Origin of the sequence: Kocuria sp. ChxB, from assembly GCF_044359605.1 — a bacterium.
Taxonomy (GTDB): domain Bacteria; phylum Actinomycetota; class Actinomycetes; order Actinomycetales; family Micrococcaceae; genus Kocuria; species Kocuria rhizophila.
This window is the reverse complement of the sequence record NZ_CP121123.1, coordinates 495650-513305: the sequence shown is the minus strand read 5'-3', so window position 1 is coordinate 513305 and position 17656 is coordinate 495650. Positions and strand designations below refer to the sequence as shown.

Below are 17656 nucleotides of genomic sequence, written 5' to 3'. Positions count from 1 at the left end.
CCCGGGGCCCAGCGCCGGCCGCGCCCCTTGCTCGGGCCCACACCGGAACGACGCCGCCCCCGCGCCGTGAGGGGCGCGGGGGCGGTGGGTCGGTGATGCGGGACGGCTCAGGCGTCGCCCCCGGCGTTGCCGGAGGTGCCGGCAGCGGGGTCCGTGAGCTTGTACCGGGTGAGCGCCTCGGCCGGGGCGGACCAGTCGATCTCGCCGCGCTTGGCGAGCATCTCCAGGGTCCGCACCACCATCGAGTGGGCGTCGATGGTGAAGAACCGGCGGGCACCGGCCCGGGTGTCGGCGAACCCGAAGCCGTCGGCGCCCAGGGAGGCCCAGTCGTTGGGGACGTACTGCCGCACGGAGTCCGGCAGCTGGGAGGCGTAGTCGCTCGTGGCGACCACGGGACCCGTGGCCCCGGCCAGCGCCTGGGTGATGTACGGCGTGCGGGCCCCGGACTCGGGGTCCAGGAACGCGTCCTGCTCGGCAGCCATGGCGTCACGACGGAGGTTGGTCCAGGAGGTCACGGACCACACGTCTGCGGAGACGCCCCACTCGTCGGCGAGGATCTGCTGGGCCTCGAGCGCCCACGGGACACCCACGCCGGAGGCCAGCAGCTGGGCGCGCGGGCCCTCGGTCTCCGCCGGCTTGAGCAGGTAGATGCCGTTGACGATGCCGTCCACGTCCACGTTCTCGGGCTCCGCGGGCTGGTGGATGGGCTCGTTGTACACCGTGAGGTAGTACATGACGTTGTGGTCCTCGTCGCCCGTGCCGTACATGTGCTCGAGGCCTCGCTTGACGATGTGCGCGATCTCGTAGCCGTAGGCGGGGTCGTAGTGGATCACGGCGGGGTTGGTCGCAGCCAGCAGGGGGGAGTGCCCGTCCGCGTGCTGCAGGCCCTCACCGGTCAGGGTCGTGCGTCCTGCGGTGGCGCCGATCACGAAACCGCGGGCCATCTGGTCCGCAGCCGCCCAGAACTCGTCACCCGTGCGCTGGAACCCGAACATCGAGTAGAAGATGTAGACCGGGATCATGGTCTCGCCGTGGGTCGCGTAGGACGTGCCCGCCGCGGTGAAGGCCGCGGTGGCGCCGGCCTCGTTGATCCCGGGGTGCAGGATCACACCCTGGGCCGACTCCTTGTACGCGAGCATCAGCTCGCGGTCCACGGAGAGGTAGTTCTGCCCGTTGGGGTTGTAGATCTTGGCCGTGGGGAAGAACGAGTCCATGCCGAAGGTGCGGGCCTCGTCGGGGATGATCGGCACGATGCGGTGACCGAAGTCCTTCTCGCGCATCAGGTCCTTGAGGATGCGCACGAAGGCCATGGTGGTGGCCGCCATCTGCTTGCCCGAGCCCTTCTTGCCGGAGGCGTAGGCGCGCTCCGAGGGCAGCGTGATCTCCTTCTGGGGGTGCGGACGGTCCGGGACGAAGCCGCCCAGCTCCTTGCGGCGCTCCAGCATGTACTTGATCTCGGGGGAGTCCGGGCCCGGGTGATAGTACGGGGCGTTGTAGAGGTCGGACTCCAGCTGCTCGTCCGTGATGGGAATGCGCAGGTGGTCGCGGAAGGCCTTGAGGTCCTCCAGCGTGAGCTTCTTCATCTGGTGGGTGGCGTTGCGCGCCTCGAAGTGCGGGCCCAGGCCGTAGCCCTTGATGCCCTGCGCCAGGATCACGGTGGGCTGGCCCTTGTGCTCCAGCGCCGCCTTGTACGCCGCGTAGACCTTGTTGTAGTCGTGGGCGCCGCGCTTGAGGTTCCAGATCTGCTCGTCGGTGTAGTCCGCCACGAGCTCCTTGGTGGCCGCGGACCGGGCGAAGAAGTGGTCGCGCACGAAGCCGCCGGACTCCGCCTTGAAGGTCTGGTAGTCGCCGTCCAGGGTCTCGTTCATGATGCGCACGAGTTCCCCGGTGTGGTCAGCCTCGAGCAGGGCGTCCCACTCGCGGCCCCACACGACCTTGATGACGTTCCAGCCGGCACCCCGGAAGAACGCCTCCAGCTCCTGGATGATCTTGCCATTGCCGCGCACGGGGCCGTCGAGACGCTGCAGGTTGCAGTTGACCACGAAGGTCAGGTTGTCCAGCTTGTCGTTGGCCGCGAGCTGCAGCACACCGCGCGACTCGGGCTCGTCCATCTCGCCGTCGCCGAGGAACGCCCAGACGTGCTGCTCGGAGGTGTCCTTGATCCCGCGGTTGTGCAGGTAGCGGTTGAACTGCGCCTGGTACACGGCGTTCATGGGCCCGATGCCCATGGACACGGTGGGGAACTGCCAGAAGTCGGGCAGGCTGCGCGGGTGGGGGTAGGAGGGCAGGCCGTTCGGGGCCTTGGTCTTCTCCTGGCGGAACCCGTCCAGCTGCTCCTCGGTGAGGCGGCCCTCGAGGTACGCGCGGGCGTAGTTGCCGGGGGAGGAGTGGCCCTGGAAGAACACCTGGTCGCCGCCGCCGGGGTGCTCGGGACCGCGGAAGAAGTGGTTCAGGCCCACTTCGTAGAGGGTGGCCACGCCGGCGTAGGAGGAGATGTGACCGCCCACTCCGACGCCGGGGCGCTGCGCGCGGTGGACCATGACGGCCGCGTTCCAGCGCAGGAAGGCACGGTAGCGGCGCTCGATCTCCTCGTCACCGGGGAACTCGGGCTCCTGGTCCACGGGGATGGTGTTGACGTAGTCGGAGGTGGTGACCATGGGGACACCCACGGAGTGCGTGCCGGCGTGCTGCAGCAGGGCGCGCATGATGTACTGCGCCCGCGCCGTGCCCTGGGCCTGGATCAGCGCGTCGAAGGACTCGATCCACTCCTGCGTCTCCTGCGCGTCCGCGTCCTGGAGATTGTTCGTCAAGCCACTCAGAATGTGGTGATTGCTGTCGGAAGACACGAGAACCTCTCTATCGTCAGCTCCGTGTGCTCGGGGTGCCCGGTGGCGGAGCGGTGTGTCAGGCGTCGGGTGGACGGAGACGTGTCCGCCCCCGTGGTCCTTTCATGGTGTCACAGGCTACGGCCCGGGGGATTGCCCCGGCGGCGTTCTGCGCGTCACATCTCTGCACCGCCACTCTCCTGGCCGTCCCCGGGGGACAGCGCAACCCGTGGTGATTTGGCGGCGGGCCCGCGCCGTGGCTTGAACGTGGCGCTAAACCAGTGTTGTCTTTATTACGCACCGTCGACGCTCCCGTCACGGTGGGTACGGGCCCGGACCGCCGATCGGCGGTCAACCGGGGACCCGCACGACACAGCTGAGAAGGAGAGACACGGTGAGCGAGGCGAAAGCCCCCGAGGAGAGCATTGCGGAGCAGCTGAACCTGAAGGACGGCGACTACGTCCAGGAGTTCGGCTACGACGACGACGTCGATGCGGACCTGCGGGAGCGGATCGAGGCGGCCATCGGCTCTGAGCTGTTCGACGAGGACGCGCAGGAGGTCGTGGACGCCGTGGTGCTGTGGTGGCGCGACGGCGACGGTGATCTCGTGGACGAGCTCGTCGACGTGCAGACCACCCTCGACGACGGCGGCGTTGTCTGGCTCCTGACCCCCAAGGCCGGCCGCGAGGACCACGTCTCTCCCGCCGACATCCAGGAGGCCGCCTCGACCGCGGGCCTCCACGTCACCAGTGCGGCGCGCGTCTCCTCCGACTGGACCGTCTCGCGACTGGCCCCCAAGCGCAACTTCTGAGGTGCCCGGCCACCCGCCGGCCGCGCCGTGGGAAAGGACGACATGAGCGACATCGGATCCGCAGCACCGGACTTCTCGCTGACCAACAGGGACGGCGAGATCCGCACGCTCGCGCAGTTCCGGGGTGCGCCGGTGGTGCTGGTGTTCTTCCCGTTCGCGTTCTCGCCCATCTGCACGGACGAGCTGTGCCACCTGCAGGACCACACCGACACGTTCGAGGAGTTCGGTGCCACGGTGCTGTGCGTGTCCACGGACAGCCACCACTGTCTCGACGCCTTCGCCCGGCAGGAGTCCTACGACTTCGAAATGCTCTCGGACCACTGGCCCCACGGTGAGGTGGCGCGGTGCTACGGCGTGTTCGACGAGCAGGAGGGGTGCGCCCGGCGGCACACGATCACGGTGGACTCCCAGGGCGTGGTCCGGGACGTCAGTGCCGCGGACATGACCGAGTCCCGCTCGTGGGAGCGGTTGCGCACCGTCCTCGAGAACCTCCCCCGGTCCTGAGATGCCGGCGCGGGTGCTGCGTGCCGGGTACGGCACGCCCGTGGACCGGGACCTGTTCCCGGACCCCCATGCCCTGGACGCCCGCGCGGGGCTGCGTCCCGTCCACGAGCTGCTCGTGGGGCGCAGGATCGCCGTCCTCACGGGAGCTGGGGTCAGCACGTCCTCCGGGATCCCCGACTACCGGGGACCCGATGCGAAACCCCGCAACCCCATGACCTACCAGGAGTTCATCGCGGACGTGGGCAACCGCCGCCACTACTGGGCGCGCAACCAGTTCGGCTGGCACTTCGTGGCGCGAGCCGAGCCGTCAGCGGCGCACACGGCTCTGGCCACCCTGGAGACGGCAGGCGCCGTGGACGGGATCATCACCCAGAACATCGACCGCCTGCACCAGAAGGCGGGATCACTCGCGGTCGTGGACCTGCACGGGACCTACGCGTGGGTCGTGTGCACCTCGTGCCGCTCGCGCTTCCCCCGGGAGGAGGTCTCGCGCTACCTCGACGAGCTCAACCCCGGCTTCTACGACGGCATGGACTCCGCGGCGGACGTGGAGTACGCCCCGGACGCCGATGCCACCGTGGAGCACACCGCGGGGTTCCGGGTCTGGGACTGCCCGGTCTGCCAGGGGGTGCTGAAGCCGGACGTCGTGTTCTTCGGGGAGAACGCCACGGCACTGAACGTGGCGCTGGCCCGACGGATGGTAACGCACGCGGACGCCCTGCTGGTGGCCGGCAGCTCCCTCACGGTGAACTCGGGCAGACGCTACGTCAGGCAGGCCGCCCGGGAGGGCAAGCCCGTGGTGATCGTCAACCACGGGGTGACCGGCGCGGACGAGCTGGCCACGCTCAAGGTGGATGCCCGGGTGGGGGAGTTCCTCACAGATCTCGCATCCCTGCTGGTGCCTTGAATCCGGTGCTTGCCCCCGCCCGGAGGAGCACATAGACTCAAACCACGAGACCCCGGGGGTCTGCGGAGGGGAAGCCGCGGATGTCATCGGGGTCTCGCTCTGTCTGCAGTGCCCGTTCCGTGTCCGCACGGTGGCGGCACCGACTCCGAAGGCCCCGCATCCGTGAGGACGCGGGGCCTTCGGAGTTCACCGGGTGCTCAGTCGACGGGGTCGATGACCGGCTTGGCGGCCTGGGCGCCGCGGCACTGCTGGGCCCACAGGGCCGCACCCACGATGCCCGCGTTGTTGCGCAGGGCGGCGATCTCCACCGGCGTGCGCAGCTCGAGGTAGGGGAGGAACTTCTCCGAGTTCTTGGACACGCCGCCGCCGATGATGAACAGCGACGGGGAGAACAGGAACTCCACGTGGGAGAAGTAGCGCTGGAGCCGCTTGGTGGCCCACTTCTTCCAGGGCAGCTGCTCGCGTTCGCGCGCGGCCGCGGAGGCGCGGGTCTCGGCGTCGTGGCCGTCGATCTCCAGGTGGCCGAGCTCGGCGTTGGGCACGAGCTGACCGTTGAGGATCATGGCCGAGCCGATGCCGGTGCCCAGGGTGATCACCATGACCAGCCCCTCCTTGCCCTTGCCGGCACCGTAGTGCGCCTCGGCGAGACCGGCGCCGTCGGCGTCGTTGAGCGCCTCGACCTCGCGACCCAGGGTCTCGGTCATCAGTGCGTCCACGTCCGTGTTGATCCAGGACTTGTCCACGTTCGCGGCGGACAGGGCCACGCCGTTCTTGATGATCGCGGGGAACACGATGCCCACGTTGCTGTCCGGTGCCGGGGCCTCCGGCCGGGACTGCAGCTCGTCCACGATCTGGCGCACCACGTCCGCCACCGCCTCCGGGGTGGCCGGGTGCGGCGTGGGGATCCGGAAGCGCTCGCCCACGAGCTGGCCGGTGGCGAGATCCACGATCCCGCCCTTGGTGCCGGTACCACCAATGTCGATTCCAATGCCGTACTGCGAGACGACACCCTGCGGAGTACCTGAGCTCATGAACGGTCCCTTCGGTTCCCGGTCTGACGCTGTTCCGGGGCGGCGGAGTTCTCCCGCTCGCCCCGTGCCTTCGAGTTTACGGGCCGACGTGCGCGGATCACGGGAGGGTGAGGATCTCCACGCCGTCCTCGGTCACGACCATGGTGTGCTCGTACTGCGCGGTGCGCATGCGGTCGTGCGTGGTGATGGTCCAGTCGTCCTCCCACTGGTCCCACGCGATGGTTCCCAGGGTCAGCATGGGCTCGATCGTGAAGATCATCCCGGGGACCATCTCGGTGCTGTAGGACGGGGCGGCGTCGTAGTGCGGGACGATCAGCCCGGTGTGGAACTCGCGCCCCACGCCGTGGCCGGTGAAGTCCCGCACCACGCCGTAGCCGAAGCGCTGGGCGTACTTCTCGATGACCCGGCCGATCACGTTGATCTCGCGACCAGGGCGGACGGCCCTGATGGCGCGGTTGGTGGCTTCGAGCGTGCGCTCGACGAGCAGCCGCGAGTCCTCGTCCACGTCCCCCACCAGGAACATGGCGTTGGTGTCCCCGTGCATCCCGTTCTTGTAGGCGGTGACGTCCAGGTTGATGATGTCCCCGTCCTCGAGCACCGTGGAGTCCGGGATGCCGTGGCAGATGACCTCGTTGAGAGACGTGCAGATGGACTTGGGGAAACCGCGGTACTCCAGGCAGGAGGGGTAGGCCCCGTGGTCGCACATGTACTCGTGGGCGATCCGGTCCAGCTCGTCCGTGGTGACCCCCGGCTTCGCCTCGGCACCCGCGGCCTGCAGGGCGCGCGCCGCGATCTGCCCCGCCTCACGCACGAGCTCGACCTCCTCCGGGGTGTAGACGTTGGACGCACTGCCCTCGTCCGGTTCGGTCCGCCCCACGTACTCCGGGCGCTCGATGCCGCGCGGCACGGGCCGCAACGGGGAGAGCGAGCCGGGGCGCAGCGCGCCGATCGGGGCGGTGGATCCGGGAGCTGGGGCGAGGTTGTGGCTGGTCACGATGGGTCGATGCCTCCTGCGGCGGTGGACTGGTGTGCTCCGGGGCGTCGGTGCCTCCCGGGGACCTGATTCACCAACTAGCCTAAGCCTTGGGTCCCGGGCTCGTTCCGCCCGGGTGTTCGCGACCCGCCTCCCGGCGGGCAGACGGCGCGCCGCGCCGGAGAGAGAGGCAGCACATGGCCGAGTACTGGTTCAACCTCTACACCAAGCAGGTGGAGGAGGGCCCGCAGGACGACTACCGCAAGCTCATGGGCCCCTACGCCACGCGCGAGGAAGCGGCCAGGGCACTGGAGCACGCGGCGGAGAACACCAAGCGGTGGGACGACGAAGACGCCGCGTTCCAGGGCGACTGAGCCCGGGAGGGGGCGGGCGGCGTCGTCACCCGCGGTAGGTGTGCTCCTCCGCGGGGAACGCTCCCGAGCGCACGTCCGCCACGTAGGCGGACACGGCGTCGCCCGCGACCCGCGCGAGATCGGCGTACTGGCGCACGAACCGCGGCATGTGCCCGGTGCGCAGCCCCAGCATGTCCTGCCACACGAGCACCTGCCCGGTAGTCACGTTCCCCGCGCCGATGCCCACGGTGGGGATCTCCAGCGCGTCCTCCACCGCGGTAGCGGCGTCCGCGGACACCATCTCCAGCACCACGGCGAAGCACCCGGCGTCCTGGACGGCGCGGGCGTCCCGGAGCAGCTGTTCGGCGGCCCCGCCGCGGCCCTGGATGCGGAAGCCGCCCAGCGCGTGCTCCGACTGCGGGGTGAAGCCCACGTGCCCCATGACCGGGATCCCCGCGCGGACCACTGCGGCGATGTGCTCCGCCACGACCTCACCGCCCTCGAGCTTGACGGCGTGCGCGCCGGTCTCCTTCATGATCCGCGCGGCGCTGCGCACGGCCTGGGCGGGGGACTCCTCGTAGGAGCCGAACGGCAGGTCCACCACCACGAGCGCCCGCTGCACGCCTCGCACCACCGCCGCCGCGAACACGACCATGTCCTCCAGGGTGACCGGGAGCGTGCTCTCGTGGCCCAGCACGGTGTTGCCCAGCGAGTCGCCCACGAGCAGCACGTCCACGCCGGAGCGGTCGAAGATCCCGGCGGTGAGGACGTCGTAGCTGGTGAGCATCGAGAACTTCTCGCCCGCGTCCTTGGCGCGCCGCAGGTGCACGGTGCGCACGCGCTTGACGTCGGCGAGGGCGGGTGTCACAGGGGTCCCGGGAACGGGCTGGGAGTCGGTCATCGCTCCAGCCTACCGGCCGTCGGGACGGTGCCGCGGGCCGAATCGGCGGGGCGCACGACGCCGGTGGGCCACCTTCCGCACCTCGCGGCACGGCTGCACGGGGCGTGGTTCCCCGGCCGCGTGCGTGGGCCTGGACGGCCCGGGTCCTCCGGCGGCACGCGTGGGCCCGGGAGACCCGGATTGCCCGGCCGGTGCGTGGCAGGGCGGCCCCGTACCCCTCGACCTCGACGCGGCGGGTGGCGGGCGCGGAGGACCCAGACGGGATGTCGGCGCGGGCCGATACAGTGGGGCCTGGCTCCGTCGGGTGCGCGCACCCGGACACCGAGCTCGTGAACCGCTGTGCCGCAGCCCCGAGGAATCCGAGGTGGACCCATGGACCGTCAGCAGGAATTCGTTCTCCGCACCATCGAGGACCGGGACGTGCGCTTCGTGCGGCTCTGGTTCACGGACGTCGTGGGCACCCTGAAGTCCATCGCGCTGGCCCCGGCGGAGGTGGAGTCCGCGTTCGAGGAAGGTCTCGGCTTCGACGGCTCCTCGATCGAGGGACTGTCCCGGGTGTTCGAGTCGGACATGCTGCTGCAGCCGGACCCCTCCACGTTCCAGCTGCTGCCGTGGCGCGGCGAGGACGAGCCCACGTCCCGCATGTTCTGCGACCTCAAGACCCCGGACGGTGAGCCCTCCGCCGCAGATCCCCGGGGCGTGCTCAAGCGGGTGCTTGCCAAGGCCTCCGACATGGGGTTCACGTGCTACACCGCGCCGGAGATCGAGTTCTACCTGCTGCGCTCCCCGGAGCTGGACCCCCGCACGGGGGAGCCCGTGCCCGTGGACTACGAGGGCTACTTCGACCACGTCCCCGGCGGCGTGGTCCAGGACTTCCGGCGCCGCGCGGTGAGCATGCTGGAGGCCGTGGGGATCTCCGTGGAGTTCTCCCACCACGAGGCGGGGCCGGGTCAGAACGAGATCGACCTGCGCTACGCGGACGCCCTGCAGACCGCGGACAACATCATGACGTTCCGCACCGTGGTCCGGGAGGTGGCGCTGTCCCAGGGCAGCTACGCCACGTTCATGCCCAAGCCGTTCTCCCGCCACCCCGGCTCCGGCATGCACACGCACTTCTCCCTGTTCGAGGGGGACACCAACGCCTTCTACGAAGCCGGGGCGGAGTTCCGGCTCTCGGACACCGGCCGCCACTTCATCGCCGGACTGCTGCGCCACGCGCCGGAGTTCACCTCCGTGACCAACCAGTTCGTGAACTCGTACAAGCGGCTGTGGGCCGGGGACGAGGCGCCGTCCTACATGTCCTGGGGCCACAACAACCGTTCCGCGCTGGTGCGCGTGCCCCTCTACAAGCCGGACAAGGTGCAGTCCTCGCGGATCGAGTACCGCGGCATCGACTCCGCCACCAACCCGTACCTCTCCTACGCCGCGCTCATCGGCGCGGGGCTCAAGGGGATCGAGAACGAGTACGAGCTGCCGCCCGTGGAGATGGACGACGTCTTCTCCATGAGCAGCGCCGAGCGCCGGGCCGTGGGACACAAACCCCTGCCGTCCAGCCTGCACGATGCCATCGGGCTCACCGAGGAGTCCGAGTTCATGGCCGAGCTGCTGGGGGAGCAGGTCTTCGAGTACTTCCTGCGCAACAAGCGCCGCGACTGGGACCAGTACCGCCAGGAGGTCTCCCCGTACGAGCTGCGCACCAACCTGGGCATCCTGTAGGCGCCGGCAGTGAGCACCGGGAGCGGGGGAACCGCGGGACAGGGCGCCACGGCCAAGGAGTGCGCGGAGACGATCTCCGCGAAGCAGCTGATCGGCGTGGGCTTCGCGGACGTGACCAACGCGCGGCGGTGGCTGGGCTTCCCAGAGCTCGACGCCGTGGACCTGCCGCGGCTGCTCGAGGGGCTGGCCCACGCGGCGTCGCCGGACGTGGCGCTGCAGCTGATCGTGCGGCTGATCGAGCAGCACCCGGAGGTGGCGCGGCGCGTGACCGGGGATCCCGCGGACTCCGAGACGATGTTCCGGCTGCTGGGGGCCTCCGAGGCGCTCGGTGAGTTCCTGCTGCGCGCTCCCGAGAACCTCGACCTGCTGGACATCCGCCCCGAGGACCAGCCGGGCGCAGAGCAGCCGGACGCACTGCGCAGAGAGCTGCTCGGGTCCGTGGGCGCGGATCCGGACGCGGGGACACCCGTGGCCACCGTAACGGGCCAGGAGGCGCAGAAGGCGCTGCGCGTGGCCTACCGCCGGGGTCTGGCGCGGGTGGCCATCCGGGACGTGGGCGCCCTGGACCCGGTGGCGTACATGCCCGCCGTGGGCCGCCAGCTCGCGGACCTGGCGGGGGCAGCGCTCGAGGCGGGACTGGCCGTGGCCCGTGCCCAGGCCCACGAGCGCTGGGACCCCGCGCTGGTGGAGCAGGTGCGTCTGGCCGTGATCGGCATGGGCAAGTGCGGCGCGCGCGAGCTGAACTACATCTCGGACGTGGACGTCGTGTACGTCATGGAGACCCGCGCGGCGGAGTCCGGAGAGGTGCCCGACGAGAACACGGCCACCGAGATCGCCACGGAGCTCGCGCACCAGCTGGCCCAGGCCATGATGGCCACCGGTCCGGAACCCGCCCTGTGGGAGGTGGACGCGAACCTGCGCCCCGAGGGCAAGGACGGGCCGCTGGTGCGCACACTGGACTCCCACGTGCGCTACTACAAACGGTGGGCGAAGTCCTGGGAGTTCCAGGCCCTGCTCAAGGCCCGGTGCGTGGCCGGGGACCGTGAGCTGGGGGAGCGCTATGAGGACGCGATCGCCCCCTTCATCTGGTCCTCCGCGGAGTGCGAGGGCTTCGTGGAGTCCGTGCAGGCCATGCGACGCCGCGTCACGGAGAACATCCCCGAGGCGGACCGGGACCGCCAGATCAAGCTCGGGCCCGGCGGGCTGCGGGACGTGGAGTTCACGGTGCAGCTGCTGCAGCTCGTGCACGGTCGAGGCGACGAGACAGTGCGGACGCGCGCCACCACGGACTCGCTCGCGGCACTGTCCTCGGGCGGGTACATCGGGCGCAAGGACGCCGAGGAGTTCGGGCGCAACTACCGGTGGCTGCGGCTGCTGGAGCACCGGATCCAGCTCTTCCGGCTGCGCCGCACCCACCTGATGCCCCGCGACGAGCGGGAGCTGGCGGTGATCGCCCGCTCGATCGACGGCGCCACGGAGGGCAGCCACCCCACCGCGGCCAAGCTCGTGGAGCGGTGGTCGGGGCTCAAGCGCAGCGTGCGCTCGATGCACGAGCGGATCTTCTACCGCCCGATGCTCGCGGCGCTCGCCAACGCCCCGGCGGACACCACGCTCACCACGGACTCCGCACGGGACCGCCTGGCGGCGCTGGGCTACCAGGACACCCGGGCCGCGATGCGGCACATCGAGGCGCTGTCCCGTGGTGTCAGCCGGCGGGCCGAGATCCTGCGGACCCTGCTGCCGGTCCTGCTCGACTGGCTCGCCGAGGGCGTGGACCCGGACGCCGGTCTGCTGAACCTGCGCCGGGTGTGCGAGTCCCTGGGCACCACCCCGTGGTTCCTGCGCCTGCTGCGGGACTCCAACGCCGCCGCAGAACGGCTGTGCAGCATCCTCTCCAGCTCCCGCTACGTCTCCGACCTGCTGGAGGTCTCCCCGGAGTCCACCGCCTGGCTGGGGGACGACTCCCTGCTGGCCACCCGCAGCCTGGAGGACCTGGGGGTGGAGATGCGCTCGCAGCTCACACGGCACCGGGATCCGGACGAGGCCATCCGGGCGATTCGGCAGATCCGGCGGCGCGAACAGCTGCGGATCGCGCTCGCGGACACGAGCGGCGTCGCCGACGTGGAGACCACGGTGGCGGGACTCTCCGACGTGGACCAGGCCACCGTGATGGCCGCGCTGCACCTGGCCCAGAAGGAGTACGAGGCCGAGCACGAGGGCGAGCTGCCCGCAAAGCTGCTGGTGGTGGCCATGGGCCGCCAGGGCGGGCGGGAGATCGGCTTCGGCTCGGACGCGGACGTGGTGTACGCCTACGAGCCCGTCGAGGGGGCGGACGCGGGGGAGGCGCAGACCGCGGCGGAGGCCGTGCTGAACCGCATGGTCAAGCTGCTCAAGCAGCCGTGCACGCCGCCCATCCAGGCCGAACGGGTGCTGGAGATCGACAACGACCTGCGTCCGGAGGGACGCTCGGGCGCGAAGGTGCGCTCGGTGGCCTCCTACGCGGAGTACTATGAGCGATGGGGCGAGACCTGGGAGTTCCAGGCCCTCACCCGCGCCCGGTTCATGGCCGGTTCCGAGGACGTGGCCCGCGCGTTCTTCCGCGTGGTGGATCGCCACCGCTACCCGGCCGAGTTCACGGACCGTCAGCTCGTGGACATCCGACGCATGAAGGCCCGGGTGGAGAGCGAGCGCATGCCCCGCGGCGCGGACCCCCTGCGGCAGGTCAAGCTCGGCCGCGGCGGGCTCTCGGACGTGGAGTGGCTCGTGCAGCTGCTGCAGCTGCGGCACGGTCACGAAGTCCCGGAGCTGCGCACCACGTCCACGCTTCCCGCACTGCACGCGGCGGTCGCGGCGGAGCTCGTGGGGCCCGAGGACGCCTCGATCCTGGAGCACGCGTGGAAGCTCGCCACGGACATCCGCAACGGCAACGTGCTGCGCTCGGGCCGCGCCTCGGACTCCGTGCCGTCGCGGCGCGCCGACCTCGAGGCCGTGGCGCGGTGGATCGGGTACGAGCCCGGTTCCGCCACCCAGCTGGAGGAGGACTACCTGCGGATCACCCGGCAGTCGCGTTCGGTGTTCGAGCGGCTGTTCTACGGCCGCTGAGGGACGACGCCGCCGCACGGACCCCACCGGGGCGGACGTCACGGATAAGGCCTCGCACGGAACACGGCCATGACCGAGAACCCGCAGCACTACCCGCGCCACGGGTACCTCGGGACCGCTCGACACCGTCACGAGGGGTTCGACGGAGTCTTCCTCATCCGGTGCCTCGGGTGGTGGGCCCCGGGGCCGTTCCAGGAAGCGTCACGCCGACCGGCCAGTCAATCCGGTCTCAGAGGCGGCCGTTGGTGCCGTCCTGGTAGGCGACGTCCCGCGAACCCACCTGGCGCGACACGGAGAGGTGACCGCCCAGGTACCCGCCGAGACCCGCGGCGGACATGGCCCCCACGGCGAGGACGCGGCCCATGCCGTGACGCCCGGAGCGTCGAGCGAGCCACGAGCCGGCCTGCAGTCCGGTGGCGACGCCGTTGGCGCCGGCGTGGACCACGGTCACGCGCCGGTCGCGCTGCTGGAGCCCGGAGTACTCGGCCCACCCGGTGAGCGCGGAGGGCACCGCCGACAGCACACCGACACCCGTGAGCAGCCGCGCCGCGCGGCGCTCGTCCGGCCCGCCCAGAACGTCCAGGGCGAGCGCGCTCAGCCACGTGCCCATGGGGACCTCGATGAGCAGCGGGTGCAGCGCGTGCCCCAGGCGCTTGCCCCGCAGCAGCTCGCGGACGCTCTCGTTGACCGTGGCCACCGAGGAGAGGACATCCGCGGCGCGGACCACCGGGTCCAGGGCCCGCGCGTTCTCGAGGGCGCGCACTGCCGGGGTGAGAAAGCTCTCCGGGGTGGAGGAGGTGTGGACGTGCTGGGAGGTGGTCATGGCAGAACCTCTCGTCGCTGACGGTGTGAGGCCATCGTGGCACTGACCGGACCGTGGTGCTCCACCCCTGCGGATGCTGCGCGTGGCCACCACTGCCCTGGGGCGGGGTCATCCCCGAGTCTCGACACGTGAACGGACACCGGGGGCGGGCCAAGAACAGGGCCGCGTCAACGGAAACCGGCCCCGTGTCAACGAGGCCGATTCAACGCCCCTCTGACCAGGCGTTTCGTGGTGCCCCAGGAGGGAGTCGAACCCCCGACCAAGAGATTAGAAGGCTCCTGCTCTATCCACTGAGCTACTGGGGCGGGCCGCGAAGCGACGACTCAGTTTAGCAACGCGAGGACGTCATCCGTGCAGGCACCGCGCCGTCCGCACTGCACAACCGTGCGCTGAACGTGCTCCCCGCCGGAGCGCTCCCCAGTTCCGGTTCTCGCCGCGGCACCGGTGCGGTGGCGATCCACAGTGGGGACAGCCCCGCACCGGGGCCGGACGAGTCCACCGGAGCACGGCAGTCAGCACCGGGGGACCCGCACCGACACCTCACGTCTGAGACGAGGAGCACCTCATGAGCGAACTCATCACCCTGCGCGGATTCGTGGGCAAGGACCCTGAGTCCCGCCTGTTCGAGGACGGCACCATGGTCGCCCGGTTCCGCCTGGCCACCACCACCCGCCGGTTCGACGCCGCCACCAATTCGTGGCACGACACGAGCACCAACTGGTACACCGTGCGCTGCTTCCGTGCCCTGGCCATGCACGTCATGGCGAGCGTCCGCTGCGGGCACCCGGTGGTGGTCACGGGCAAGCTGGGCATCAACGAGTGGCAGTCGGAGACCGGGCCGCGCACCGTGGTCCAGGTGGACGCCGCGGCCGTGGGCCACGACCTCAGCTTCGGCACCGCGAACTTCTCCCGATCCGGTGGCCGGGGTCCACGCGCGGAGAACTCCGGGACGGGGCAGGGCCGGGAGGATGCCGGGGAGGGCCCCGAGGAGGGGACGAGCGGCGTCGTGCGCGGTGAGGCGCAGCCGGGCGGGGACGCCCGGTACCGGGACGCCCAGTCCCTGGGCCTCGGTGAGGACGGGTTCGTGGACCTCGCCTCGGGTGCGCTGATCGCGGTGGACAAGGACGACCACACGTTCGACGGCCTGGGCGAGCAGGACGATCACGACGCCGCTGCGAACGGCTCCGGCGGTTCCGGCGAGGATTCCGCGCGGGAGACCTCGAAGAGCGAGGAGGGGGCCTCCGCGGCGGCTGCCTCGTGAGGGCCGGGGCGTGTCGTGGCACCGGCCACACCGCCGTGCCCCCTGCGGGGATCGTGGCTCGCGGGGGCACGGCGGCGCGGTAGCCTGGAGGGCATGGCGGAATTTATCTACACCATGAACAAGGCCCGCAAGAAGGTGGGCGACAAGGTCATCCTGGACGACGTCACCATGTCGTTCTTCCCGGGCGCCAAGATCGGCGTCGTGGGCCCGAACGGCGCGGGCAAGTCGACCATCCTGAAGATCATGGCGGGGCTGGACCAGCCCTCCAACGGTGAGGCCCGGCTGAGCCCCGGCTACTCCGTGGGCATCCTGCTGCAGGAGCCCCCGTTGAACGAGGAGAAGACGGTCCTCGGCAACGTGGAGGAGGGCGTGGGCGAGATCAAGGCCAAGCTCGACCGCTTCAACGAGATCTCCGCGGAGATGGCCGAGCCGGACGCCGATTTCGACGCCCTCATGGAGGAGATGGGCAAGCTGCAGGAGGAGATCGACGCCGCGAACGCGTGGGATCTCGACTCGCAGCTCGAGCAGGCGATGGACGCCCTGCGCTGCCCGCCGCCGGACGCGGACGTCAAGGTGCTCTCCGGTGGTGAGCGCCGCCGCGTGGCGCTGTGCAAGCTGCTGCTGGAGAAGCCGGACCTTCTGTTGCTGGACGAGCCCACCAACCACCTGGACGCCGAGTCCGTGCTGTGGCTCGAGCAGCACCTCGCGAGCTACCCCGGTGCCGTGCTGGCCGTGACCCACGACCGGTACTTCCTGGACCACGTGGCCGAGTGGATCTGCGAGGTGGACCGCGGCCGCCTGTACCCGTACGAGGGCAACTACTCCACCTACCTGGACACCAAGGCCAAGCGCATGGAGGTCCAGGGCAAGAAGGACGCCAAGCAGGCCAAGCGCCTCAAGGACGAGCTCGAGTGGGTGCGCTCGAACGCCAAGGGTCGCCAGACCAAGTCCAAGTCCCGTCTGGCGCGCTACGAGGAGATGGCGGCCGAGGCCGAGAAGACCAGGAAGCTGGACTTCGAGGAGATCCAGATCCCGCCGGGACCGCGTCTGGGCAACCAGGTCATCGAGGCCAGCGACCTCAAGAAGGGCTTCGGTGACCGCTCCCTCATCGACGGCCTCTCGTTCTCGTTGCCGCGCAACGGCATCGTGGGCGTGATCGGCCCTAACGGCGTGGGCAAGTCCACGCTGTTCAAGACCATCGTGGGTCTGGAGGAGCTGGACGGCGGCGAGCTCAAGGTGGGCGACTCCGTGCAGATCTCCTACGTGGACCAGGGCCGCGCCAACCTGGATCCGGAGAAGACCCTCTGGGAGGTCGTCTCGGACGGGCTGGACTACATCAACGTGGGCAAGGTGGAGATGCCGTCCCGCGCGTACGTCTCCGCCTTCGGCTTCAAGGGCCCGGACCAGCAGAAGAAGGCCGGTGTGCTCTCCGGCGGTGAGCGCAACCGCCTGAACCTGGCCCTGACGCTGAAGCAGGGCGGCAACCTGCTGCTGCTGGACGAGCCCACCAACGACCTCGACGTGGAGACCCTCGGCTCGCTCGAGAACGCCCTGCTCGAGTTCCCCGGCTGCGCCGTGGTGGTCTCCCACGACCGGTGGTTCCTGGACCGCGTGGCCACCCACATCCTCGCGTGGGAGGGCACCGAGGAGAACCCGGACAACTGGTACTGGTTCGAGGGCAACTTCGAGGCGTACGAGGAGAACAAGGTGGAGCGCCTGGGCGCCGAGGCCGCGCGCCCCAAGCGCCTCACGCACCGCCGCCTCACGCGCGACTGACGGCTTCGCCCGGTCCGCCGCACGACGACGCCGCCGGTCACCGCCCGCACCACGGTGGGTTCCAGCGATCCCCGCAGCACCCTGAATGTCAGGGAGTTGCGGGGATCGTGTCGTCGGATGAGTTGTACGTGGCGTTCACGCAGGGCCCCGGTGGGGTGCGCGGTTCCGTGCACGGCCACCTGGGACACTGGGGTGCAGCACCCGCGTTCCGTGCACGTCGGCACCCGACCAGCCAGCCAGAGGAGCACCGCCGTGAAGTTCGTCATCCTGATCCACTCGAACCCGCAGCCGTGGGCGCACCCCACGAGCGAGCACACCCGCGAGTACCAGGCGCTGCCGCAGGAGCAGAAGGACGCGCTCGCAGCCACCTGGGACCGCGTGGTGGGCGAGGCGGAGGCCAACGGGGAGGTCGTGTTCGCCTGCCCGCTCGGTGACCCGGCCGCCGCGCGCGTCTACGTCCACGACGGGCAGCCCAGTCCCACCAGCGGGCCCTATTCCGGGAACGGGGAGCACCTCGCCGGCTTCTTCGTCCTCGACGTCGCCTCCCACGAACGCGCCGAGCAGATCGCGGCCGCGTTCTCGTGCCCCGGGGACACGGTGGAGCTGCGCCCGGTCATGTCCCCGGGCCCCGGGGCCTGAGGACGCCCCCGGGGCCGGCCGGGTGACCGGCAGC

Annotated in this window: 14 protein-coding genes and 1 tRNA gene; 9 read left to right on the top strand and 6 right to left on the bottom strand. The window is 70.4% G+C overall.

Translation table 11 applies throughout. The features are described from left to right. Positions 1 to 107 precede the first annotated feature (107 nt). Positions 108 to 2846, bottom strand: a complete 2739-nt coding sequence (aceE, locus tag P8S73_RS02185) for a pyruvate dehydrogenase (acetyl-transferring), homodimeric type (protein WP_019308991.1) — start codon at positions 2844 to 2846, stop codon at positions 108 to 110. A 373-nt stretch (positions 2847 to 3219) separates the two neighbouring features. Here aceE and P8S73_RS02180 point away from each other — a divergent pair, with 373 nt between their 5' ends. Genes P8S73_RS02180 through P8S73_RS02170 form a run of 3 tightly spaced genes read left to right on the top strand, consistent with a single transcriptional unit; the run spans position 3220 to position 5047 of the window. Beyond that, positions 3220 to 3636 (top strand): DUF3052 domain-containing protein, encoded by a 417-nt coding sequence (locus P8S73_RS02180; RefSeq protein ID WP_019308992.1) that lies wholly within the window; start codon positions 3220 to 3222, stop codon positions 3634 to 3636. Between the two features lie 42 nt (positions 3637 to 3678). After that, positions 3679 to 4140 (top strand): redoxin domain-containing protein, encoded by a 462-nt coding sequence (locus P8S73_RS02175; protein ID WP_039100517.1) that lies wholly within the window; start codon positions 3679 to 3681, stop codon positions 4138 to 4140. 1 nt (position 4141) lies between these two features. After that, positions 4142 to 5047: a Sir2 family NAD-dependent protein deacetylase gene (locus P8S73_RS02170; protein ID WP_082019216.1), complete on the top strand. Its 906-nt coding sequence runs from the start codon at positions 4142 to 4144 to the stop codon at positions 5045 to 5047. Positions 5048 to 5244: 197 nt separating this feature from the next. Here P8S73_RS02170 and ppgK read toward each other — a convergent pair whose 3' ends face one another. Both ppgK and map read right to left on the bottom strand, forming a co-directional pair. Next, complete coding sequence (gene ppgK / locus P8S73_RS02165) at positions 5245 to 6078, bottom strand: polyphosphate--glucose phosphotransferase (RefSeq protein WP_039100518.1); 834 nt, start codon at positions 6076 to 6078, stop codon at positions 5245 to 5247. A gap of 97 nt (positions 6079 to 6175) precedes the next feature. After that, positions 6176 to 7072, bottom strand: coding sequence for a type I methionyl aminopeptidase (map, locus tag P8S73_RS02160; RefSeq protein ID WP_039100519.1), 897 nt, complete (start codon positions 7070 to 7072; stop codon positions 6176 to 6178). A gap of 176 nt (positions 7073 to 7248) precedes the next feature. On the opposite strand from map, the gene P8S73_RS02155 reads away from it, so the two are divergent. Beyond that, a complete protein-coding gene (locus P8S73_RS02155; RefSeq protein WP_019308997.1) occupies positions 7249 to 7425 on the top strand; it encodes a hypothetical protein in 177 nt (58 codons plus the stop codon). Positions 7426 to 7450: 25 nt separating this feature from the next. On the opposite strand, the gene panB is transcribed toward P8S73_RS02155, so the two are convergent. Continuing rightward, positions 7451 to 8305: a 3-methyl-2-oxobutanoate hydroxymethyltransferase gene (gene panB, locus P8S73_RS02150; protein ID WP_059281352.1), complete on the bottom strand. Its 855-nt coding sequence runs from the start codon at positions 8303 to 8305 to the stop codon at positions 7451 to 7453. A 372-nt stretch (positions 8306 to 8677) separates the two neighbouring features. Between panB and P8S73_RS02145 the strand changes: the two genes are divergently transcribed. Both P8S73_RS02145 and P8S73_RS02140 read left to right on the top strand, forming a co-directional pair. After that, positions 8678 to 10021 (top strand): glutamine synthetase family protein, encoded by a 1344-nt coding sequence (locus tag P8S73_RS02145; protein WP_019308999.1) that lies wholly within the window; start codon positions 8678 to 8680, stop codon positions 10019 to 10021. A gap of 9 nt (positions 10022 to 10030) precedes the next feature. Beyond that, positions 10031 to 13123 (top strand): bifunctional [glutamine synthetase] adenylyltransferase/[glutamine synthetase]-adenylyl-L-tyrosine phosphorylase, encoded by a 3093-nt coding sequence (locus P8S73_RS02140; protein ID WP_237573671.1) that lies wholly within the window; start codon positions 10031 to 10033, stop codon positions 13121 to 13123. 229 nt (positions 13124 to 13352) lie between these two features. On the opposite strand, the gene P8S73_RS02135 is transcribed toward P8S73_RS02140, so the two are convergent. Together P8S73_RS02135 and P8S73_RS02130 are read right to left on the bottom strand one after the other, a co-directional pair. Continuing rightward, positions 13353 to 13946 (bottom strand): DUF2231 domain-containing protein, encoded by a 594-nt coding sequence (locus P8S73_RS02135; protein ID WP_121240894.1) that lies wholly within the window; start codon positions 13944 to 13946, stop codon positions 13353 to 13355. A gap of 229 nt (positions 13947 to 14175) precedes the next feature. After that, positions 14176 to 14251 (bottom strand) — tRNA-Arg (locus tag P8S73_RS02130). 260 nt (positions 14252 to 14511) lie between these two features. Between P8S73_RS02130 and P8S73_RS02125 the strand changes: the two genes are divergently transcribed. The 3 genes from P8S73_RS02125 to P8S73_RS02115 all read left to right on the top strand — a co-directional run bounded on the left by P8S73_RS02125 (position 14512) and on the right by P8S73_RS02115 (position 17622). Next, the gene (locus P8S73_RS02125) at positions 14512 to 15207 is read left to right on the top strand and encodes a single-stranded DNA-binding protein (RefSeq protein WP_121240892.1); all 696 of its coding nucleotides are present in this window, start codon (positions 14512 to 14514) and stop codon (positions 15205 to 15207) included. A gap of 93 nt (positions 15208 to 15300) precedes the next feature. Further along, entirely contained in the window at positions 15301 to 16983 is a 1683-nt protein-coding gene (ettA, locus tag P8S73_RS02120) for an energy-dependent translational throttle protein EttA (protein WP_019309003.1), read from the top strand. Positions 16984 to 17235: 252 nt separating this feature from the next. After that, on the top strand, positions 17236 to 17622 hold the full coding sequence (locus P8S73_RS02115; protein WP_121240890.1) for a YciI family protein: 387 nt from the start codon (positions 17236 to 17238) through the stop codon (positions 17620 to 17622). Positions 17623 to 17656 lie beyond the last annotated feature (34 nt).